The sequence below is a fragment of the Halorubrum tebenquichense DSM 14210 genome (assembly GCF_000337415.1).
GTDB lineage: Archaea > Halobacteriota > Halobacteria > Halobacteriales > Haloferacaceae > Halorubrum > Halorubrum tebenquichense.
Window position 1 is genome coordinate 1 of record NZ_AOJD01000027.1, and the last position, 22,182, is coordinate 22,182.

At 59.5% G+C, this 22,182-nt stretch carries 14 protein-coding genes and 2 pseudogenes; 10 read left to right on the plus strand and 6 right to left on the minus strand.

What is annotated here, in order from left to right; all coding sequences use genetic code 11:
* Both C472_RS03655 and C472_RS18160 read right to left on the minus strand, forming a co-directional pair.
* A pseudogene (locus C472_RS03655) lies at positions 1-634 on the minus strand (ABC transporter substrate-binding protein); the annotation flags it as partial.
* A 106-nt stretch (positions 635-740) separates the two neighbouring features.
* Positions 741-1,604: a helix-turn-helix transcriptional regulator gene (locus C472_RS18160; RefSeq protein WP_006628440.1), complete on the minus strand. Its 864-nt coding sequence runs from the start codon at positions 1,602-1,604 to the stop codon at positions 741-743.
* A 186-nt stretch (positions 1,605-1,790) separates the two neighbouring features.
* Here C472_RS18160 and C472_RS03665 point away from each other — a divergent pair, with 186 nt between their 5' ends.
* From C472_RS03665 to C472_RS03680, 4 genes are all read left to right on the plus strand, one after another.
* Entirely contained in the window at positions 1,791-2,846 is a 1,056-nt protein-coding gene (locus C472_RS03665) for a VOC family protein (RefSeq protein ID WP_006628441.1), read from the plus strand.
* Positions 2,843-3,538 carry an alpha/beta hydrolase gene (locus C472_RS03670; protein ID WP_006628442.1) on the plus strand — a complete coding sequence of 232 codons (696 nt, stop codon included), beginning with the start codon at positions 2,843-2,845 and terminating at the stop codon, positions 3,536-3,538. Before C472_RS03665 ends, C472_RS03670 begins: the two co-directional genes overlap by 4 nt.
* Before the next feature lie 133 nt (positions 3,539-3,671).
* On the plus strand, positions 3,672-4,214 hold the full coding sequence (locus tag C472_RS03675) for a DUF2249 domain-containing protein (RefSeq protein WP_006628443.1): 543 nt from the start codon (positions 3,672-3,674) through the stop codon (positions 4,212-4,214).
* 132 nt (positions 4,215-4,346) lie between these two features.
* On the plus strand, positions 4,347-4,892 hold the full coding sequence (locus tag C472_RS03680) for a halocyanin domain-containing protein (protein WP_006628444.1): 546 nt from the start codon (positions 4,347-4,349) through the stop codon (positions 4,890-4,892).
* Between the two features lie 783 nt (positions 4,893-5,675).
* On the opposite strand, the gene aglM is transcribed toward C472_RS03680, so the two are convergent.
* Entirely contained in the window at positions 5,676-6,980 is a 1,305-nt protein-coding gene (gene aglM / locus C472_RS03685) for a UDP-glucose 6-dehydrogenase AglM (protein ID WP_006628445.1), read from the minus strand.
* 222 nt (positions 6,981-7,202) lie between these two features.
* Between aglM and C472_RS03690 the strand changes: the two genes are divergently transcribed.
* The 3 genes from C472_RS03690 to C472_RS03705 all read left to right on the plus strand — a co-directional run bounded on the left by C472_RS03690 (position 7,203) and on the right by C472_RS03705 (position 9,481).
* Positions 7,203-7,667 carry a GDP-mannose mannosyl hydrolase gene (locus C472_RS03690; protein ID WP_006628446.1) on the plus strand — a complete coding sequence of 155 codons (465 nt, stop codon included), beginning with the start codon at positions 7,203-7,205 and terminating at the stop codon, positions 7,665-7,667.
* A 446-nt stretch (positions 7,668-8,113) separates the two neighbouring features.
* Complete coding sequence (locus tag C472_RS03700; protein WP_006628447.1) at positions 8,114-8,380, plus strand: hypothetical protein; 267 nt, start codon at positions 8,114-8,116, stop codon at positions 8,378-8,380.
* A gap of 27 nt (positions 8,381-8,407) precedes the next feature.
* Entirely contained in the window at positions 8,408-9,481 is a 1,074-nt protein-coding gene (locus C472_RS03705) for a hypothetical protein (RefSeq protein ID WP_049906278.1), read from the plus strand.
* 134 nt (positions 9,482-9,615) lie between these two features.
* Here the strand turns inward: C472_RS03705 and C472_RS03710 are convergent, their stop codons facing one another.
* On the minus strand, positions 9,616-10,437 hold the full coding sequence (locus C472_RS03710; protein ID WP_006628449.1) for an SWIM zinc finger family protein: 822 nt from the start codon (positions 10,435-10,437) through the stop codon (positions 9,616-9,618).
* A 517-nt stretch (positions 10,438-10,954) separates the two neighbouring features.
* Here C472_RS03710 and C472_RS03715 point away from each other — a divergent pair.
* Positions 10,955-11,899, plus strand: coding sequence for a hypothetical protein (locus C472_RS03715; RefSeq protein ID WP_049906280.1), 945 nt, complete (start codon positions 10,955-10,957; stop codon positions 11,897-11,899).
* Positions 11,900-12,722: 823 nt separating this feature from the next.
* On the opposite strand, the pseudogene C472_RS03720 reads toward C472_RS03715, so the two are convergent.
* A pseudogene (locus C472_RS03720) lies at positions 12,723-13,546 on the minus strand (IS5 family transposase).
* 803 nt (positions 13,547-14,349) lie between these two features.
* Complete coding sequence (locus C472_RS16855) at positions 14,350-15,138, minus strand: hypothetical protein (protein WP_152420592.1); 789 nt, start codon at positions 15,136-15,138, stop codon at positions 14,350-14,352.
* 3,113 nt (positions 15,139-18,251) lie between these two features.
* On the opposite strand from C472_RS16855, the gene C472_RS03725 reads away from it, so the two are divergent.
* Together C472_RS03725 and C472_RS16170 are read left to right on the plus strand one after the other, a co-directional pair.
* A complete protein-coding gene (locus C472_RS03725) occupies positions 18,252-20,597 on the plus strand; it encodes a hypothetical protein (RefSeq protein ID WP_206536571.1) in 2,346 nt (781 codons plus the stop codon).
* Between the two features lie 729 nt (positions 20,598-21,326).
* Entirely contained in the window at positions 21,327-22,007 is a 681-nt protein-coding gene (locus tag C472_RS16170; protein WP_082238225.1) for a nucleotidyltransferase domain-containing protein, read from the plus strand.
* Positions 22,008-22,182: the final 175 nt, after the last annotated feature.

Here is a 22,182-nt window from a genome sequence, read left to right on the forward strand (position 1 = left end):
TTGCCAGCCCGCTCAGAGATGTGTATAAGAGACAGGCCTCGTACATCGTGTACGGGTTCGGGTCGTCTTGGACGGCGGCCTGAGGGGCGAAGCGAAGCGTGGTACCGAGGAAGGGACCGGTCCGGGACTCGACGTCCTCGAAGTCGGAGTCGTCCCAGTTGACGTAGCGGCCGATGTTGTTTCGCGAGATGAGCCAGACATCGGCGTCCGCGGCGTAGAAATTCTCCTTGTCGTAGCCGGACTCGGCGTCGCTGGCGATCTTCGTGACTTGACTCTCGTCGAACCCGAGACCGAGGAGGTCGTAGAACTTCAGCGGCGCGCGTTCGAGACCGGTGGTCGCCGTCGGGTGGATGCCGAGCGCTATTCCCATGTCGATGAAGGGGCTGGTGCCGACACCGTACGTCTCGGGGACCGACTCGAACGTGTACGGGTCGTTGGGTTCGATTTCGACCGTGTACGGCGTCGCCGACGCGGTGGATTCCGACTCTTCCGTCTCGTTTCCGGCGTCCGCGTTCGCCCCGCTGTCCGGCGACCGATCCGTACTCTCCGTCTCATCGGCGTTTCCAGCGCAGCCGGCGAGACCGGCGGCGACGAGACTGGCGCTACCCGCGATCAACTGGCGTCTGCGTGCCATATTTTTAGGTACACCTAAAGTAACTTAGTGATTCTCGCTGTTCGAGCCGGCACGGTACGAACGGTGTTCACGGAGTGTTACGACGACACGCCGCGTTCGCTCGCTGTCAGTCCACGTCGGTCCGCCGATCGAGCGGTACCGCACGGTCGCGGTGTTCGGCGATCACCCGGTCGGCCCACGCGACCACGTCGGGGTGAGAACACGAGATGATGTCGAAGCCGGTCTCCCGCTCCCGGTCGACGGTGAGGAACACGGTCTCGGCGTCGATGAGATCGACCGTACACGGGGCCCGTTCGTCGAGGCTGTAGTACACCGTCGAGTCGGTCCGACTCTCGATCTCCCGCCACTTCGCGCGCAGAGACGAATCCGACAGCATCGTGTCGCTGACGTTCGAATCGAAGACGACGCGCACCTCCGCGTCGGTCCCGTTCCGGATGGCCTGCTCGTATCCGTACATCGGGAGCGAGGTGAACGTCCCGACGAGCGCCTCACAGGAGGAGCCGTCCTTAATGGCGTTCGCGACGACGCGAGCCGCCGCGAGCGGGTCAGCGCTCTCCCCGCGGACGCGTTCCCCGTCGGCGAGACACTGGAGGTCGAAGTCGAACCACTCGGTCGGTAGTCGCGAGATCAGGTCAGAATAGCTCTGTCCGACCGATACCGTTCCCAAGAGTCGAGCGAAATCGCGGTGAACGAGTTCACCGAACGTGGTCAGCTCGCATCCGCCGTCCGAACTCCGCCGTCGGACCAGTCCCCGGTCTTCCAGGTCGCTGAGGATGCGACTCAGGGTCACTCGGGTCGCGTCCGTTCGCTCGCGAAGCTCGTCGCGCGAACGGGGAGCGCTCGCCAACTGATCAAGCACGTGAACCCGGTGTTCCGAACGTGCGAGGAACGCCACGCACTCGAGTTCGCTCCCGCCGGGCTGGCCGTCCGTCTCACCGATCGTCCGTCCGCTCGACTCTCCGGATCTCATGGGATGGACGCTTTTGTTTAGGGCAGCCTAAATCACTCCCGATCCTGTCGCAGCTCGGACCGAGGCGCTCCGTGGGAGAGGGTCCGACCGAGACCGCCCGTGAGAGGGCGTCCGTCGGCGACGCCTGCCGACCCCGCCGATCGCTCCCACCGACACCGACTTTCCCGCGCGGCCCCGACGGACCCTATGCTCTCTGACACTCCCGGACTCCACCACGTCACGGGGATCGTCGGCGACCCCGAGACCCACGCCGCCTTCTACGGCGAGACGCTCGGGCTCCGCCTGCTCCGCCGCACGGTGAACTACGAGGAGATCCTCCAGTACCACCTCTACTTCGGCGACGCGACCGGCTCGCCCGGCTCCGTGTTCACCGTCTTTCCGGACCCGAACGCCGACCCCGGACGGGCCGGAAAGCCCGGCTACGAGGCCGTCGCCTTCGCGGTGCCGCCGGGCTCGCTCGACTACTGGCGCGACCGCCTCGCCGACCGCGGCGTCGAGGCGGGACCGCTCGACCCCGACGCGCGCTTCGGCGACCGCGGGCTGACGCTCGCGGACCCGTCCGGAACGCGGATAGAATTGGTCGCAGACGCGGACGGTGGGGACGAGGGTGAGACCGAAAGCGACGGCTCCGACCCGTGGACCGACGGCCCCGTCCCGGCCCGACACGCGATCCGCGGGCTCTACGGCGTGACCGCGCTCCCCGCGGACCCGTACGGGACCGCGAGCGTGCTGGAGACGCTCGGCTTCGAGTACGAGGCGGAGGCGGCCGACCGGATACGGTACCACGCGCCGGGCGACCGCGCGACGGTCGTCGACCTGCTCGACCGCGACGCCGCGTACCTCCGGGAGGGACCGGGGACGCTCCACCACGCCGCGGTGCGCGTCGCGGACCGCGAGACGCTGCTGGAGTGGCACGACCTGTTCCGCGAGCGGGGGTACGACGTCTCCCGCGTGAAGGACCGCCACTTCTTCCACTCGCTGTACGTCCGCGGTCCCGGCGGGCTCCTCGTCGAACTCGCGACCGAGGCCCCGACCGACGACGGGCCGGCCGGGCCGGGGCTGGCAGATCCGAACGCGACCGGGCACGCGACGGACCTGTACCTCCCGCCGCGCTTCGAGGCGGACCGCGACCTGATCGAGTCGCAGCTTCCGTCGTTCGACGGACCGGGGGGCGGCGGCTCGAACCCGGTCGACGCCGACACCGACGACGCCGAAACCGACGACGCGGAGCCGACCGAATGAGCCGCCGGATCCGAGGCGTCTCCGGACCGCACGCCGAGGCGACGCTCGTCACCGGCGGCGCGCCGGCCGCGGCCGCGGAGGCCGCGGTCGTGCTGGTCCACGGCCGCGGCGGCACGCCGGAGGGGCTGGTCCGCCTCGCCGACGAGTTCTACCGGTCGGGCGTCGCGCTCCTCGCGCCCGGGGCGGTCCGGTCGACGTGGTATCCGGCCCCGCACGAATCGTCGTTGTCGGCCAACGAGCCGGCGTTGACCTCTGCCGTCGACTGCGTCGCGGCCGCGGTCGACGCCGCGCGCGACGCCGGCGTCCCGTCCGAGCGCGTCGTCCTCGTCGGCGTCTCGCAGGGCGGCACGGTCGTCGCCGAGTTCCTCCGGCGTCGCCCCGGGCGGTTCGGCGGCGGGTTCGTCGTCTCGGCCGCGCTGCCGGGCGACGACCTCGAATCGATCGAAGTCGAGCGATCAGAGCGGGAAGTGGACGGAGAGGGCCCCCTCTTCGGGACGCCGGTCGCGCTCGACAGCAGCGAGGCCGACCCGTACGTGCCCGCCGAGCGCGTCCGGGCGACCGCGCGCGTCTTCGAGCGCGCCGGAGCTGCGGTCGACCTCCGGATCGACCCGGGGGACGGACACGGGCTCTCGGACGCGACGATGGACCGGATCGGGGAGCGCCTCGGGGAACTGCTCGGCGACGGTCATTGAGTCCGCTCGGCGACGGTCATTGAGTCCGCTCGGCGACGACCACTGATCCCGCTCGGCGACGACCACTGATCCCGCTCGGCCGAACGTGTTCGCGCCGCTCGACATGCGTCCGTAGCGTCGAGGGTGATCTGCGATGACCGAACTCGACGTCCGAGAGATCCCGCCAAACGAGCGACACGACCGGATCCACGACGCGTTCGACGACTTGGAGCCGGGCGAGTCGCTCACGATAGTCAACGACCACGACCCGAAGCCACTCTACTACGAGCTGTCGGCGGAGGTGCCCGCGTTCGACGACGAGGCGTACGCGGTCGAGCGCGAGGGGCCCGAGCGGTTCGTCGCCGAACTGCCGAAGGCGGCGTCGGCGTCCGAGCCGGAGACCGTCCGGGTCGACGACATCGACGGCGAGCCGGCCGCACAGGCGTTCCCGGGCAGCGAGCCGAAGACGGTTCGACTCTCGCTGCCGGCGGGCGAGAGCGTGGCGGAACACGACCACCCCGACAGAGACGTGCTGTTCCACGCGCTGGAGGGGAGATTCGACGTTGCCCTCGACGGCGAGGACCACCGCGTCGAGGCCGGCGAACTGCTCCGGTTCGACGGCGAGCGCAGCGTGGAGCCGACCGCGCGCGAGGACGCCACCGCGCTGATCGTGTTGGCACCGCGGAGCGAACCGTAGTCGGACCAAGCCCTCGATGGAATTGTGGGAACTCGGCGAGGCGTCTATGCCGAACATATTCGTCGTGTTCCCGATCGGCGGGGCGACGCGCAGGGCGTTACAACCACACGCGACCAATCGACGACCGAACGCATGACCGACGACACCACACTCGATCGACGACGGTTCGTACAGGCGACGACCGCCGCGGGCGCGACGCTCCTGCTCGCCGGCTGTTCCGGCGGCGGCGGTGATGGCGGTGACGGCTCGGACGGTTCCGACGGTGGAGACGGCGGCGACGGCGGTAGCGGTGGCGACGGCTCCGGCAGTTCCGGCGGCGACACGCAGTACCTCGGCGAGGAGCCGGACTACGGCGGCTGGCTCGACGACGCCAACAACTACGAGCAGACCGTCGACGCCACCGGACAGGACCAAGTTACGGTCGACGTCGGCGCGGGGGACGGGCTCGCGTTCGGCCCGGCCGCGGTGGCGGTGAGCTCCGGGACCACCGTGGTCTGGGAGTGGACCGGTCAGGGCGGTAGCCACAACGTCGCCGCGGAGTCGGGCGACTTCGAGAGCGAGTCCTCCTCGGAGGAGGGATACACCTTCGAGTACACGTTCGAGGAGACGGGGACGTACGAGTACGTCTGTACGCCCCACCGCTCGGTCGGAATGAAGGGCGCTGTCGTCGTTCAGTAACGCTCACCGGCGGTTGAGCCGCGCTTCGATCCTCCGATTCGACGCCATTTCCCGCTCGGCTGTCGACCTCCTACAGGCCGGTTCGCCGGTCGTCGCAGTCGCCCGCTATTTGGGACTCACATCCAGTTACACTCGTTTGTCCCCCCGCAGGAGTAGGCTCGCAAATGGGTGAAACGTCGCGATGGGGACCAGCGATCGTGACACTAGTCACTGAAATGGCGGCGAAGGGTCGCTCTCCAGCGTCAGGTGATCGTGCCGTCGTCCCGGAGATTAGTGATGCCATGGCCCTACAGAAGCTTGGATAACAGGGATGCGCATCATCTCAGATTTCAGACACAGTACCAACGTATTAGCAGTACATCCCGTAAACACCGGGAATGTCCCGGCCGATCTGTGAGTTTGGTGATCTGAACTGTTCGTCAGTACCGCGGGCTGCTCCAGTGTAGGTGGTCCACACGGTGGGACGTGCGATCCCGCTGTTGGACGGCGATTTCATGTCCTTAGCCGCCGCCTCCGTCGTGGGGATCGTCTCGTTGTGAGAGTGGGCGTCGCTCCCGATACCGAACACGGATGTTACACCCATTCTCACGGGACCTATTACGGACGGAAGAGTGGATGACAATCGGCCGATTTCTCGGTTCTACGCGGGATTCGTCCGCGAAATCCGCATATAACGAGTGAAACGCGAGCCCCGGCAGCCGAGATCCGTATTCTCCGATGCGTGACCGGTGCGCCGAATGTCGGTGAATCCCGGAGCGTCGATCGGAATCGATTCGCGGCAGGTCACCACGTGAGCCCTTCGTACGTAATGCCGTCCCGGCGCTCGATGATCCGTCGCCCGTCGACGACGACCGGGTTCGCCATCGCGTCAAACGCCTCGTCGAGCGCGGCGAACTCGTCCCAGTCGGTGACGACGACCGCCCCGTCGGCGTCGGCGAGCGCCGCCGCGGCCGAGTCGGCGTACGTGACGTCGTCGAGGGACGCCTTCGCGTTCGCCGTCGCGACCGGGTCGTAGGCGGTCACGGTCGCACCGCGTTCCTGAAGCCCTTCGACGACGGGAATCGCCCGGGAGTTCCGCACGTCGTCGGTGCCAGGCTTGAACGCGAGTCCGAGGACGGTCACGCGCGCGTCCTGTAAGTCGAGATGCTCCGCGAGGAGGTCGACCAGTCGACCGGGTTGGCGGTCGTTGAGGTCGACGGCGGCGTTCAACACCGGCGGCTCGTACCCCTGCTCTTCCGCGGCCGCGATGATCGCGGCGACGTCTTTGGGGAAACACGAACCCCCCCAGCCGACGCCGCTCCGGAGGAACTGTTCGCCGATGCGGTCGTCTAATCCGATCGCCTCGGCGACCTCGTAGGCGTCGATGCCGAACTCCTTACAGATGTTTCCGATGTCGTTGATGAGGCTGATCTTCGCCGCGAGAAAGCCGTTGTTGGCGTACTTGATCATCTCGGCGGTGCGCGTGTCGGTCTCGACGACCGGCGCGTCGGCTCGGTCGACAAGCGGGTCGAACACGTCGCGCATGTCCGCGAGCGCGCGGTCATCGTCGGCCCCGAGCACGACCTTGTCCGGGTTCAGGAAGTCGTCGACTGCGGTCCCCTCGCGCAGGAACTCCGGGTTCATGCCGACGCCGAACGCCTCCCCCGCGGTCGTGCCGCTCGCATCTTCGAGGATCGGCGTGATGGCGTCTTCGGTCGAGCCGGGGACGACCGTGCTCTTGACGACGACGGTGTGCCAGTCCGACTTCTCAGCGAGCGTCTCGCCGAGCTGTGTCGCGCCCGCCTCCATGATCGAGAGGTCGATGCTGCCGTCGTCGTTCTGCGGCGTCGGCAGACAGAGGAACGTCACGTCGGTGTCGAGGATCGCGTCGTAGTCGGTGGTCGCGCGGAGGCGGCCGGTTCCCTCGGGCCCGGCGTGGGCGGCGATGAGCTCGTCGAGGCCCGCTTCGTGGATGGGCGCGTCGCCGACGTTGATCGTCTCGACGATCGACTCGTCGATGTCGACGTTGACGACGTCGTGACCGAGGTCGGCGAAGCAGGCTGCTATGGTAGTACCGACATAACCGCTTCCGATGATAGAGAGGCGCATTATGCGTGGGTGTTCGCGAGACCGGCACAAGAAACGTCTGATCGACGTACTCCCGAGGCTCGGTTCAATCTCTCCTCTTGTTCCGTCCGGCCGAGCGTACACGTCAGAATGATCGATATATCGCGTTCGTCCGTTCTAACTCGCCTGCCTGACCGCCGATGGTCGGTCCGAGTCGAGCGACTCAAAGCGCAGGTCTACGTTCGTGCTCGAAGACGACAACACATGGACGACGAGTGGATCCCGGCTGACGACTGGCGAACGATCGTCGCGAACGTCCCCATCGTCTCCGTCGATTTGGTTATCAGACGCGACGACGGCGTACTCCTCGGAAAGCGGACGAACGAGCCCGCGAAGGGGTACTGGTTCGTACCGGGCGGCCGCGTGCTGAAAGACGAAACGCGCCGCGAGGCCGTTCATCGGGTCGCAGAGACCGAACTCGGAATTGAGGTCGAGATCGTCGAATCGCTCGGCGCCTTCGAACACGTGTACGACACGTCAGACGTGGACGGCGTCGACACGAAACACTACCTCGCGAACGGGTACGTCGTCGACATGATCGACGGGGACGTGGAACCGGACGCCCAGCACAGCGCGTTCGAAACGTTCCGGTCGGCGCCGGAGCCATGCCATGAGTACGTTCGGGCGTACGTCGAGGTAGCATCGGCTGTAGAAGGGTGGAACGCGTAGTCGCTAGTGGAAATAGTTACTCGACACCGTCGGGATGCCACAGAAAGCATTTATTACAACCCTCTGAACGGATCGATATGGCCGATCGAGCGTTAGTCGGAAAGCCACACACCCGGTGAGACGGTCCGTGCGACCGCCCTTCCGGGGCCGTAGCGGGCTGGCCTCCGGTGTGTGTTTGCCCATGAACGATACCGAACTCCTCCGTCGAGAACTGCGTGGTGCTCGCGAAGAACCCGTCCGGAAACGCGCCCGACAGTCTGACGACCAGCCAGCATCGGACCAGAATCTCCCGCTGATGCCGGATCGAGACGAAGTGTTCCTTCGTCTCGCCCTGATGAGCGTTGAAGACCTCGAAACGCATATCGACCGACTCGAACGTGATCTCGCCGACCTCGAAGACGGGTTCGACCGACCGGACGAGTACCCCGACTGACCACCTGACACAGATGGAGCTCACAGAAGACACGATCTACCGCCACGACGAGTTCGGAGAGGTACTCGTCTGCGGCGTCCACCACGTCTTCGAAACGTACGATACAGACGCAGCGGACGGCCGTCTCCGAACGAGAGTCGTTCGCTTTGCCGTAGCATGGGACGACTACGGGCCGATCCCCACCCGTGTCCGTACCGCTCCTGTCGACGAGTTTCGGGCGTCCGTCGGCGACGCCGTTCGAACCTGGGTTGGAATTGCGTGGACAGACGACGATACCTGAACTGATACATCACTCGACCACAGATCGATGAAAGTCTACCCCAAAATCCCACGATACGATCATCCCGTCGTGCCGGAATCGTTCTTCGACGCCGATGACTTGGTGCTCCTCGAGAAGTTCGACGGGAGTTCGTTCCGCTTCACGCTCTATGATGAGCGGTACGCGTCGTCGTATCCGGATCCTGTCGTGAACGCTGCGGAGGGAGATGGAAGTCTCGTCTTCGGAACGCGGCGCTCCATCAGAGGCTGTCATCGCGACGATCTCGAAGATGTCGACGGGGCACTCCACCGGGCCGTCCGTTGTCTTCGCGACGGGATCGATGCGGGTGCCCTCCGTCGATGTCACGACGACCACGGGGGCCCCCTCATCGTGTACGCGGAGAACATGGTGTACTCGACGCTGGACTACGGCTATACCGAACGCGATCTCCCCGCACTGGTCGGCTTCGACGTCCTTCCTTACGCGGCCGTCGATTTGATGACCCCACCGGGAAACCCATATGTAGAGACTTTCGAGGGATTTCTCTCGATTGAAGCGGCGTGGGACGTCTTCGATCGGATTCGGATCGAGGATACGTTACGTGATCGGGCCTTCGTTCCCGCAACGATCATCGCCGAACCGACAGAGTTCGACCCCGAGACCTACGCCGTTCCGAGTTCGTCGCTTGCTGAAGATGTTCCCGCGGAGGGCGTCGTCGTCCGCAGTGACAGCCGGGATCGACGCGTGAAAGTAGTTCGCGAGGCGTTCGAGGAGCTGAACCGCGAGCAGTTCGGTCGCGATCCAGACGACGCGGAGACGGGGGCCGAACGGCTCGTCGCGACGTACTGTACGTCCGCTCGGATCCGCAAGACGGTGCGTTCACTCGTCGTCGAAGAAGACCGTGAATTCGGCGTTCACCTCGTCGAGGACCTGTACCCGCGCGTCGTCGAAGATATCTGGGCCGAACACTGGCAGGAGATCATGCGACTCAACTTCGAGTTCACGCCTGCGGACGTCTACCCGCTCGTCGCAAAGCGGTGTGTCACGGAGGTCCGCAAGATGGAGACGAACGCCGAACTGAACGACGCCGATCCGACGACGATCTGGCAGCACCTTTCGTAGGGGAGATCATGCCTCGCCAGTGAGGTGTAGAACTGGCGGTCTACTATTTGTCACCGAATATAATGGTGAACTCTTCTTCTGAGTTCTGTACATTTCGGTGAACACCTGTTCGATCCCTCGCCGTGGGAGACTTGCTACTCACACGCCTCCTCTGCCAGCTTCTCGCGTAGTTCGGCCGCCGCACGCCCGAACTGGTCGGCGAGGTATGGCGTTCCAGCTGTCACCCGCTCGTCGAGGAAGCCGACGGCGTCTGTGGCTCTATCGGTCTCGCTGGTCGCGGCCGCGGCGCAGTCGACGTACCCGTCGAGCGCTTGTGCAAACGCCTGTGAAAAGTGATCGTACGCGCCGTCGACACGCTCCATGTTGTCGTCGAGCGACTCAACGAGCGCTCGGTAGACGGTTGTCGCCGACGCGTCTCGATCCTGATCGCGGTACTCGTCTGCGAGATCGAACCACTCCGAAAAATCGATCGGCTCGAAGACGACGTAGTACTCGGGGTTTGTCCGCTCGAACTGTCGGTCGATCTCGGCGCGAAGCTCGTCGACTGACCGCGTCGACGACTCGTCGAACCGGGCGAAAAACCGGTCGCGGAGTGTGGTGTTGGTCGCCAACGTCTCGCGGAGGAACGCTCGGAGGTCGTCGGCGTCGGCCACATTGAGTGCAGCTTCGAGGCGATTGCCCTCGTCCGACGGAGCGTCACCGACACATCGAAGCAGTACGGCGACGACATGCTTACACGCGCCCGGTCCGTCGTACGGACAGTCGCACCACGGGTCGAACCCCTCGCCCGCGAGATCGACTCGAACGTCGTACTGACGGCTGCCACTCACGACGGCAGTCACAGTGGTGTCGACGCGGTCGATATCGCGGATACGACTCTCAGCGAGATAGGTCTCGCCGCGTTCGAAGACTGCGTCCGTACAGATATCTCGGACCGCGTCTTCGGTGATGTCCATGTGTCCGTGTAGGTTTTGTCGCAAACCGCAAAAGTGCGTCTGGTCGAATTCACCACAGAGGCCGGGACCAGACCGACGTCGTGAATCCACCGTAGTACGCTCAGAGGCGATGTACCAGAACTGCCGATATTCTCTGTCCCGGAATATCGGCTCGAACAGCTATTATGAGCAGTATACGCGCCCAAAGGTGCGTTCTCAGCTCCCATCACGAACGACAAGAGTAGTATTCTAATTATAATAGTCTAAACTATAACTTTGTAGCACTCGAACGGGCTCGAAGAGGTATGCGGAAGATCCACCACGGGAGGTCGGATACGGCATATCATGGCACATTCGAATTCCACCGGACTATCGATGGTGACTACGTCAGTCTCGACGCGAAATTCACTGACGGTCAGCTCGACGAGATTTCACGTAACAAGTGAATCGAGTGTACGCCACCTAGCAGAGGAACGAGAACGGCTGCGAATCATCGATCCGCGCTGGTTTACAATTCCCGCGAACGAGACCCACAATAATGACATACAACACCCCTGAACCGGCTGAATTGCCACCGTTGAACGAGGAAACGCCCGCACCGGATGACCCTGTAGCCGTTGAGTGGTGGCACAGGTACGATGACGATGGATCTCCCGAGTTGGACACGTTCCATGGATTCCACAATGCTACTCGGATCACAGACGGGGATCCGCCAGCCGTAGAGACAGGCGAACTCGTCACCGAGTCCGGGAAACAAGTAACAGCAGCACAGCACTCCGACATCTCGACGGAGTCACGATACCTCTATCTGACACACGAGGAGGCACTCGACCGTGATCTGTCTCCGTGTACCGAGTGCTTCCCAGCGTACGCGACGGAGATGCGCCTGACGAAAGAACGGGAAGACGGTGGGCTGTTAACCGAGTCCGGTGTCAAAGGTGCGGTGTTTCTCGTCCAGATACGCTCCGATCTGAGCGCGCCCTGGAACGTTGACTCCGTCCACGAGACGTACACATCGATGCTGTATCGGGCACGCGCGATTCGCCAACAGGTCGGGTCTGCTGCGGATCGTCTTCGGCTCTCGTATATGCCGGTACGGCGGTGTGACTATGGATCGTTTGATGACGCGATGGGTTTCGAGCCAGCGATGGACCACGTCTCGGAGCTTCGTGAAATTCAGCCCAAGGAACTACCGGCCGTAGGTGAGTCTGTTGGTGAAGAAATCCTCTCGACACCGGTAGAGATCGATAGTCAGTATACTGCGGCACAGAAGTCAGGACCGTCGATCGTCCACCGAGCCGAAAATCCTCCCTGTGGCTACGAGCGTGAGTTGGGATTCGATGTGTTCGGTGAGGCCGACGAGGATCTGCGAGACCAATTACAGCGCGAGGCCCAGACGATATCGGATGTGATTGAGGGCGGAACTGTGGTTAAATACTGCTCTGAGTGTTTTCCCGAACTCGCCAATTGGGCCGCAGAGTGACCCTCTCTTGGCGTGATTTTCAGCATGACTGTCACGCGATACCCGATCTGTCGAGATAGTACTTCCATCATTCGACGCTTCGAGTTGCCTCGATGAGCTGTCCTGTATCACCCGCATAGTTGTGTGGTGCCTTCCAGCCTGAACGATCGTAGATTTTCAAGAGAAGAGATTCGCTGTTCCCTTACTCACAGATCATCCGTCTCTAGTTAATACTCTCAGTAATACCATCTAGGCCCAGTTTCCGCTCGAATTCTGTCGATTTACCCCTGCTACGGCAAGAAAACCTTGTTCCTAGAGTTGTTTTATTGCTTGGTTTCGGTGGGTATAGTACCTGTATCGTTTAATTAGCATTTTCTAATATTGTTAGATATAATTTCACATCTAAATATTACTATCGGGCTTAACTAAAGACGAATGACTCACAGATGGCCGGTAAAGTGTTACCCCGAGTAGTATAACCGAAGGATGAGTATAGTATGTGTTATCCGCACAGTTAGTGTGAGTAGTGGGAGTCCTAGTCCATGCTAAACCCCATGACGGGGGGCCTCCCACACTATCTGTGACCGATTGAATATAAGAATAATAAGCCCCCACCTGAACGGATCGTGATAAAAGCACTAAGCCGACGGCCACCACGGAGGGAACGCACTCATCTCCATCACACGGACAACCACCTTGGCAAGCAACTACACCACTGACGATGTCGACGGTCGCCTGCACCGTATCGAGCGATGCCATCCCCGGGGAGCATCCACGACTCGGAGGAGAGCGAATCCAACAATCGTATCTGAGAGTGCTCTGTTGAATAGACATTGAGTCACGGTTACAGCGGCTCACACCGTGGTTCTATGTTGGTGATGGCGAACATGAGGACAATTTCACGGAACTGTCGATACCAGCTCAGCGCTCGCACGGCATCGCCGAGCGAGCGCTTCGTTGTTGAGTAGGATGTTTCGGCCATCCACCGCTGAGCGTAGCCGTTTGCTCGATAAGCACGTTGTTCGCGGCTGCTTTCGCTGATGAGCCGCGGTAGTGAACGAGGTACTCAACGTCATGTGCAGCGATTTCGTACTCGGTATGCCAGTCTTGGAAGCCGTTGTCGGCGGCGACGGACTGCAGGTCGTCCGCGTTTCTGCGGACGACCTGCGGTCCGGTCTTCGTATCGTGCTTCCACCGTGCTGCGATGTGAACATCGAGAACAGCAAGCGATTCCACATCTGTCAATGTCGTCGCTTTGAGCGTCTGTATCGTCCGTCCGGCTCGCTGTCGGAAGTACGATGACGCACGTCGCCGGTCGAAAAACGTGCTGTCGAGCGCAGCGTGCCCAGACTGCGGGTGCTGCTGCGCGGAAACGCGCAGCAGCGCCCGCCACACCCACATTTTCAGCCGATCAAACGATTTGTAGATCGTCGTGTGATCGGGAAGATCATCCGGATCTAGGTCGAGAGCGTCACGAACTTCGGCCATGTACTTCAGCCGATTTGGCGTTTCACGGTAGCTGCGCTCGTCTTCGACCCGAAAACAGTGAAGGACGACGTGAACCCAGCGGGCGAACCCGCCGCTGGCGGGCTCGCCCGCGTACTTCCCCAACGCTTGTTTAGCTAGGTGACGACACTGCTCGATGAAGTCGAGGATATCGATTTCCATGGTAGGTTCGATTTCCTCGGCTTCACCCTTCTAAACCGGTGATATCGGCTGATAAGATCGCTCTTCAACAGAGCATCTGAGAGGGCTTTCTTATTGTCGGTCCCACTGAGTGCAACCGCCGCACTTTCAGCGACTTGTCTTGCCTTCTCATAACCGACTGGAACGACGAGACAGAGACGCAGTACGATTAGACTCGTTATCCCTATCCACCTCGAATTAATCGTAGTCTTCTCACCGTCCTGCGTTGGTTATGTTGGATAGCGATCATACCGCGGATCTACGAGATCGTCCATCCGATCTACAAGAAACTGATACTCCACCAATGGAGAAGTCGATCGCCAGATACTCAGATGTCGTACATAATAGACTGACGATTCGAATCCGCCCGGCAGGCGCAGCAAACCCACAACGCAGATCTGCTGGGACGCGTACAAGCCCCAAGTTGTGCGTGTCTCACCGTTCCTGTTTTGGTTTGTTTCTCATATCTCCGATAGATAGTGCTACGGCAGTTAGCTTCCCATAGATGTTGGTCATTATTATTCTTATATACAATCGGATACCGGTAGTATGTCCTACTTTCGTCCTGCGGTTTAGTGTTCTTTAGGATGGAGCATGGACATCCTACTATTATCTAGATTCACCCTAGTATGTCGTAGTATCTCAGTAGCATGAGTCACAACTCCTCTCAGATAACGGATCTGTAGTGGCCCCGAGTAAACTGGCTGTTGTCGCGGTCGTCTCAACAAGTTAACTACCTAACTGGTCCTCCACAAAAGGAGTCGTAGATTATCCGAATCACAAAATTACTCAGAATACTGATAGCCAGCTTTCAGCTGATCGAGGATCTCCACAAGCATGGCAGCGATCCCAACCGAGAGAACCGCCCAGAGGACGCCAACAACAGGTCGTGTCAGAAAACCACTAGTACTTGCTGCGAGTCCAGTACACAGTACAGTCAGTGCGACACCAAGGACAACAAAACTCACCCCAGCGTCCCAGGGGTTCGAGAGTCGACCGCCCCGTATCTGAGCAGGGATGACAGCCGGTCGATCAGCGGTGTTCGGAAGTGGCCCCAGCATCGCCTCGGTATCATCTGTTGCGGTCGGATCGTCCATGGTGATCCGGTCACGGATGTTATATGGATGTGTGCGGTCAAACGCCGGGGCGACGTCTTGGTTTGATGCGAGCCCGTACTTTGTGGTTGACCCGTCTTTGACTCGTTCGAGTAGTCCGGCTTTGACGAGGCCATCGATCGTCTTCCAGTAGGTGTCTTTATCTGGGTTTTTTGTATGGCCGAGTTCGAACTGCTTATGTTGGTCAATGAGGTCTTTGAGCGGGAACCATCGTCGGTCTGTCGAGCCGACACGCAGTTGAACTAAACAGAACGCAGTTACCGGATAGAGACTATGGCGCCGTTGTCCGTTACCAGCGATTGATGCGTATCCACCGGTATTGCTCGCAGCTAGGCTTGGGAAGATGTCCTCAATGGTAGTTGCCTCAGACTGGTCAATCTGATCGACGACCCACTTGGGCAACAGCGGTTTCAGATTACACATAAGAGGACGGTCGATATTGAACTGTTCTCCAGACATTATTATCGCGTAGAGCAACGAGCCATATTATATCTTTTTCTGAGTGTACTGAAACATGAACTGCTATGGCATTTTCCCGAGTCTAGACAGCTCTTGCGTTGTTTTAAAGAATTTATTTAATATATATCATTTATTTTCTACGACACTCCTGTGTCGTCTCAGTTCAGTTGGGATTCGCCACCGGCTCGGTCCACTGCGAGTGGTTGTATTCAGGTAGGTAATTGGTCCACCTCAGGCGAGGCGTTTCGACAACGACGACTCACGACTGGAATATCATCGGTACGCTACGAGTGGTATCTCGTATACGATGCCGTTACCGGAAACTCAATCACAAACGCAAATAGCGGCAAATTCATACGTATTAACCGTTTAATGACCTGATTAACCAAATATAAGTGTACTGTACGAATATAAACATAGCGACTAATCAAGGCTCGTCGATCGGTCGGTACGGATTATCTTTTCATCCCCCCTCTTTCGAGCCACACGACACGAGAACGCACACACCGACGGGCGAATCAACATGTCGCAAAGATCTGCCTCAATAGGCGCTAACACAGTAATACACGGATACAAATGTACACTCAACCGAATTCACAGAGACGCCACCGTCAGCTGGTTGCGGCAATGACAACCCACGTGCTGGCGTCAGGAGCACAGGTACCAATTACACGACCACCACTGGGTGAGCAGCAACACCCCACCGATGGCGATGGTGCGCATCGTTGCCAACGGAGCTAATTTCTGGGGAGATGTTCCAGTATGTCTCAAGCAGTGCAGAGCCACCGGACGCGCAGACGCCAGCAGTAGCTCGCCATGGGGCGATCCATTGTTGTCAAAGCGGTGTCGACGATCCCTCACTGCGGATCTCGAGGTCGCTTGCGGGGCCGATCTGTCGAATTATCACCCGCTTCCATCAAGACGCGATCTGGAGATCGACTGAACTGCTCGTCTGTACCGGTGTCGACGTACCGACGATCACATTCCATAGTAGCGGGCTCGATACGCACAATACAGGGTGGATAGGAGATGCTGGCGGAAACCCACCCACCGAATCAACCGAGGAACTTGCAGCACTGTGTATCGAGGAGTTACCGGGCTGGTACGGCGTCGAAATGGGAACGCTCGTACTCGATCCAGTCGGGCTTACTGCAGTGCCGACAAGTCGGCTCGTTGTTCGGGAGGGGTCACCAGCCGCAGCAACACTAGAATCGCTGCTGCGGACAATTTTCACCCGCAACCACAACCGTAATGTCCCGACTCTCTGTCAGCTGCTCATTCGAACGACAGCAATAGACCCGTTTGAGGTAACGCTCCGCGTGGCTGAACTCGGGTCGACGTGTCGTCCACTCGGTCGGCACGGGCTTACATCGTCGCTTACGTCGCCGGTTCGTTGTCCGATCGATGCGGAAACGCCAGCCGAGATCACCTCAAGTCGGTGCTTGGCCGACGACGACTGGGAAACGGAACCCGAATATACTCAAAGTCGGACGCCAGGACTCGCAGCTCGCGACGGGCTCACCCCGGCCTCCCAATCGGCGATGGTCTCTGCACGGCTTCGACGCAGTACCCACGAATTCGCCGCGCTGCTGGAGGGCTCTGCAGGGACTGAGCCGTATGAATCGCTCCCGGTTACGCCGACACTGTCACTGTCACGAACGGAACTGGAAGCGCTGCTGGACGTGACGCCGCATTATGAATCGTGCTGCTGGCCGTCGAACCTGCCACGGTCTGAGCCGCGATTCATCCGTGAGACGACTCATACGCATGCTGCTGGGACGGACCATACCTCGGTGTTAGCTGGTCCCTCCCAAACGATGTCCCAGAGTGGCGTCCAAGACGGGACCTCGATCATTGACTTTGTCGACGGGTGGCTCGCGGAACGTGGGATCTCCCCGGAGTCGGTTACCGACCGGTCGCGTGGTGACCCGCATTTTCGGGGACATCCGCACGATGAAAATGGTCCTGTCGTGGTGGTTGATCCGAATCATGACGGGGCAGCTGATGTCCTCACGACCGCCGGCGAACTCATTATGACGGCCAATCGGGCGCGTCGGCAAGATGCGCATTTGCTCGTCGTGACACCCTCAGAACAGACGGCCGAGTGGGCCCGCGACGTGCTTACGGCCCCATTTGTCCGCCGTCGTGGCGACGACTACCAGCTATATACACTTCCGATGTGCGTCTTCAACAAGCGTGGGAAGTTCATCTTCACCCCCCGGCGGTCAGCGCCGCTGTACTGGGCTGTCTCCGATGACGGTCACCGGGTGTTGTATCATGGCGACCACCGTCTCGCATCGGGACCGGCGACCGCACCAATCCAGTCGTACTCATTCGAGACGCCGCGAGTGAAAAAACAGGACGGATCACTGGTCCTCACGACTCCTGACGGTGCTGTCCGATCACGGTTCGCTTCGAGAGAGGCGCTTGGAGCGGAGTATCGACCTGTTCCTAATCCTATCTTGCCGATCCGACCGCTGTTTTGTACAGACGTCACGGTCGTCTCCCAAGCTGGGAGCTCCCTCCGTGAACCACCTGCACCACTACAACAGATCGAGGAAACGGGCCAGCGGCGATGCGAAGCACACTTACAACATGCGCTAACGGAGTTTGTTGAGCTGTACACTCAAAAGACGCATACGCGAGCTCCTGGGGACGAACAGAGCGCCCCACGATTCGCCGAGCGCTTCCGGAATTGGTATGATGGACACTCGACTCGGTCACCGCCGAGTAAGCTGGGTGTCGCTGACCTGATACCGCGGAGTTGGGGGCGAAACAGTATTACTGACGCTGGCGCGCTGACCCGCCATTCGTGGTGGACGCCTACTGAAACGCTCTCACTTCCGCTCGCACACGGCCAAGCCGGCAAGAGAGCGACCACAGCTAACCATTCGCAATCAAACTGAACAATATATGATACGCATACAACATAATCAGATCGACGTACAGCGCGGCAGTCGACAGATTCCACGGGGAATCTGTCGATTGCGTTCTCAGGCTGCTATCTCGACCCGACAAATAACCCAGCACTGGCGAGGCAGCCACCGCTCATTGCTGAGCATGGTTGTCTGTGTCAATTCACCGACTCGCCGGCTTCGAACGGACACCAACCAATGAATCAACGTTCCAATATTAGCACCTATATCGATGAAGACGGCACTCAACGGGTATGTCGGCTTGGTGCTGTCAGACTGATGTTTCCCGGACTTGCCGACGACGCCGACGACCGCCAACTCGAACGGTTGCTGACGTTTGATGATGTCGCTGAAGACATCCTCGACGAGTACGGGATCGACCTGCTCGAGTTGCTGACGTGGCCGGGGGAACTCCAACAGGAGTATTTTCTTATCGGTCACAGTGACCAACAGACGGCCGATTCGCATATCGAGCATCCGGAGGAATCAACCTCGGATACCGCCGATGACGCTGCGAGTACTGCCGATAACCAGACGACACTGCCAGCGGTAACTGACGGTGGTGACGACGATGACGACGGCCCGGGATCGTCGGACGGAGAGCCATCGCAGCCGGTTTCAGACGGGAGAGATGGCGACCGAGACACGCGAGCTGAACGCATCAAAGCGATCATCGACGACCACTACGGCGATCGCATCGGGACACAGATCTGTGCCATTGATCTCGGGCCGGTCGGAAAGATGCCGGTCCCGACAAGCCGACTCCTCCAGCCGAAGAACTTCTCTTTCGACCGGCCAGACACCGCCAAAACGTACGCCTCGGCTGAACTCGTTCACGAACTCAACAAGGACCGTGTTTCGTATCTACACCAGAGCTTGTTGGAGCCGGCCGGCTCCTCAAAACCACAGGACTATCTCGTTTCCTCGCGGCTTGCGCCGTTTGGAACGAGCCATGGAATTGTCACCGAAGATGACCTCACGCGGCATCTCGAGGCAGATAACGAGTACCGGATCTCGAACTACGTACCCGGTCCGTCCAAAGACAATTGGTCGCTACCGATAGACGCGCATAAACGCTACGCGAATAGACAAACCACGCATCCATCGCAACTCGAACAGCTTGATGAGATGAGTCTTCGTGATGGACCGATCGAAGCAGTTGCTGCGGGCTTTCCTGAGTATCGAGCACTGCTTGCAGGTCGAATCCACAACGACGATCGGTATGAAGAACTCTTCGGAGTCTTCGGACGGATCCCAATCACGAAATCGATGCTCGGCCATTTCTTCACCATCTTGCCCGCGTACTTTGAGGTGAGTTCGTTCGGTCGGCTCACTACTGTCGACGAACCGGAGATCTCGACGGAACGACTCGGCAGTGATGCCCCCGGAACCCGACAGTCGTATGGAACGGATCGTGCAGAAGATTCGACGACAATGGCCGCTGGCTCTGATGAAGAGTCAGACAAGCATAAAGAGTTGGTCATTGAACGGATCAAGTTTCTGCTCCGGCATGGCCACAAAATTCTCGCTGTTGATCAAGACGTCATCACAGTCGATCTCGCGGATCCTGATCCAACAGAGACTCAATATCTGGACGGCGAGTCTCGACCTGATATTGTGAGTAAAAAGGACGGGACGATCCACTTCCATGAGATCGAAGTCGAAAACGACTCGAAGCCGGCAGCGCTGCTCACGAATCTCGCGCGGGCCGACTATCACGATCACCCTGTCCATGTCATCACCGAATCACAGTCTGAAGCACAGGGCAAACTGTGGTCGGATCCGCCCGAAGCCAAAGATGGGCCCGTGAGTATGACGTTCAAACGCACCGATGAAGAGGGGACTATTACCTATAACCAACGGAACGATGTCTCGACTGGAGACTGTTGGTATCTACTGCCTCGAGACCTCACCGAGTCGACGTGGCGAGTGTTGCCGACGGATACCGCCCAATTGGTTGGCCCAGGTGGATCTATCCTCGCAGAGGGCGATATCGAAGAACCGGTTCAGTCGTATGAATTTCACACCCCCTGTGTCAAAAAAGATGGCAGCGAATGGGTGCTTGAGTCAGCCTCTGGTGAGGAACTTCGTCGACGACGAACAAAGGATGCTGCCGCAAGCGGCTACACGTATATTCGGAAGCCACTCATTCCAACGCGATTCGAGTATCTTGAGAACACGACCGTCGAGTTCCAGTCTGAAGATGGGTTCACCATCTTTCGGAAGCCACCCCTGTGGGAACAGCCACAGCAAAGTGCCTCAATTCGGTATGAGGAGGCTGCGAAAGCGTTCGTTGAGCTAGTCACGATTGAACAGGCAGATGCTGAGATTCCAATTCCCATGCTCCGACGACGGTTCAAAACATGGTACAACGAACAGACAGACTTGAAAGAGCCGAATGAAACGTGGTTTGGGCGCGCTCTGCGTGCCTACTTCGAGGTTGACGACGAGGACGACCACAACAAAACCTTGGTTAATCGGACCTTCCGGTTCACAGAGGGACTCGTCTCACCGGATCTATCTTTCATCAAGGACGACGAGTAGTATCTCTAGGGACTGTAGATTCGAGCGGATAGTAATCTTTCTTTTTGTCCATCCCAGGGAATTAGTATGCCGTGGTTCGGCCGAGTTCTCCGGGTGCTCAACACCGAGAAAAGCGGGCAGATAACTTCTGACCGTAAGTGGGGTGGATCACTGAGGGTCTGATTAGGTTAACTACCTCACCCACGGTGACGTGGGGCTTATCAGCGAACTCGATTTGAGCTGACGTCAATTGGACGAGACGAATCCACGGTTCGGTATCACCCCTTCTAGCCTCAGGGCGAGTTGGCTGTCGTCCGACGCTGAGACAGCTGTATCCCCCGACAGATGTACCGCCAGCGAACATGCTTTCTCGCGGATTCTCCAAACTAGGAGTGGGTCACTCCGAAGGTACGCCTGTGGAGACTGTGCTCGCGACCGGAACAGCGGATGTCCCTGTGACCGCCGAGGCTGCTGACGATTGCCCGATCTGCTCAAGTTTGATCGCGACAACTCGCTCACCAGCCACGGATGCTGTCCTCCGCGATCCGGCCAATCACGGCACGCTGTCGGCGGCAAAGGTTATCTAGACGAGATGGCGACAGCGGAACGAGCGAGCGCAATGATTGCGCTTGCGAGCGACATCTATGCTCAGATTCTCAATCCTGTCGGGGTGTCCCACGAGTGTCTGTGTAGGTGAGTTCTGTAGAGCTGACCCGGGAAGTTTTCACAATGTACAATTAATTAGCTATTATGAAAAGAGCAGGAGTAGTCTTGGACTTTCCGTTTCCCGAAGAGCGGGTGTTCCGCTATCAGGCAATGCAGGATATCCTCCATCACCTCGTGAACAATCCATTCGAGGAGTTCACACAGCAAGAACTCGCATCGATCACAGGAGCGGATGTCTCGTCGGTTTCCCGTTCAGTCACCCTCCTTGAGAAACTCGGTGTGATCGTTGTAAACGACCAACGACCTGCTCAGATCACAGTCGATGCCGATCATCTTCAGCGATCAGATCCCATTTTTTCGATACCACAGCCGAAGTTCCGGACGCCGATCCAGTCCTATCTTGATGATCTCAGGAACCGAATTCAAGCGAGTGAGGAAATTGACGAGCTCGTCGGGACCATTCTTTTCGGGAGTGTCGCTCGTGGAACAGCAGACCGGCGAAGCGACATTGACCTACTTGTCATTGTTGATGGGGATCTCACCTACGGACGGCGCATCTGTACCTCGCTCGCGCGTGAGGTTGAAGACAAATCATTCGACGGTCATCGATACGAATTTGAAGTTCTCGTTGAAACGCCAGAAACAGCGATCTCACACGGAGCTGAACTCTCCGACCTCTTTGATGAGGGATTGGTTCTCACCTCTTCTCCCCAGCTACAGGACCTGCGGCAAGACATTTATCGTCGGTCTCAAGCGGGTGCGTGAGCCGCCTCGGGGTCAAGTGGTTCGAGACGCGGAGCGTCTCGTCATCACGGAAATCAAAGATTTTCGGACGACCCCGAGACACTCGGCCTGCTTCACTGTAAAGAATACACTCGCGAAACCCGTTACTGGGTAGCTAGTTTGTCAACCTAAATCTAGTAACCCATATATACGATTA

What these genes read in the sequence shown, in the direction of transcription:
- C472_RS03710 (WP_006628449.1), bottom strand. Translation starts at nt 10,437, where the DNA reads ATGGACATCACCGAAGACGCGGTCCGAGATATCTGTACGGACGCAGTC.
- C472_RS03675 (WP_006628443.1), top strand. Translation starts at nt 3,672, where the DNA reads ATGACCGAACTCGACGTCCGAGAGATCCCGCCAAACGAGCGACACGAC.
- C472_RS03680 (WP_006628444.1), top strand. Translation starts at nt 4,347, where the DNA reads ATGACCGACGACACCACACTCGATCGACGACGGTTCGTACAGGCGACG.
- C472_RS16170 (WP_082238225.1), top strand. Translation starts at nt 21,327, where the DNA reads ATGAAAAGAGCAGGAGTAGTCTTGGACTTTCCGTTTCCCGAAGAGCGG.
- C472_RS03715 (WP_049906280.1), top strand. Translation starts at nt 10,955, where the DNA reads ATGACATACAACACCCCTGAACCGGCTGAATTGCCACCGTTGAACGAG.
- C472_RS03725 (WP_206536571.1), top strand. Translation starts at nt 18,252, where the DNA reads ATGAATCAACGTTCCAATATTAGCACCTATATCGATGAAGACGGCACT.
- C472_RS03705 (WP_049906278.1), top strand. Translation starts at nt 8,408, where the DNA reads ATGAAAGTCTACCCCAAAATCCCACGATACGATCATCCCGTCGTGCCG.
- C472_RS03690 (WP_006628446.1), top strand. Translation starts at nt 7,203, where the DNA reads ATGGACGACGAGTGGATCCCGGCTGACGACTGGCGAACGATCGTCGCG.
- C472_RS18160 (WP_006628440.1), bottom strand. Translation starts at nt 1,604, where the DNA reads ATGAGATCCGGAGAGTCGAGCGGACGGACGATCGGTGAGACGGACGGC.
- aglM (WP_006628445.1), bottom strand. Translation starts at nt 6,980, where the DNA reads ATGCGCCTCTCTATCATCGGAAGCGGTTATGTCGGTACTACCATAGCA.
- C472_RS03670 (WP_006628442.1), top strand. Translation starts at nt 2,843, where the DNA reads ATGAGCCGCCGGATCCGAGGCGTCTCCGGACCGCACGCCGAGGCGACG.
- C472_RS03665 (WP_006628441.1), top strand. Translation starts at nt 1,791, where the DNA reads ATGCTCTCTGACACTCCCGGACTCCACCACGTCACGGGGATCGTCGGC.
- C472_RS16855 (WP_152420592.1), bottom strand. Translation starts at nt 15,138, where the DNA reads ATGTCTGGAGAACAGTTCAATATCGACCGTCCTCTTATGTGTAATCTG.
- C472_RS03700 (WP_006628447.1), top strand. Translation starts at nt 8,114, where the DNA reads ATGGAGCTCACAGAAGACACGATCTACCGCCACGACGAGTTCGGAGAG.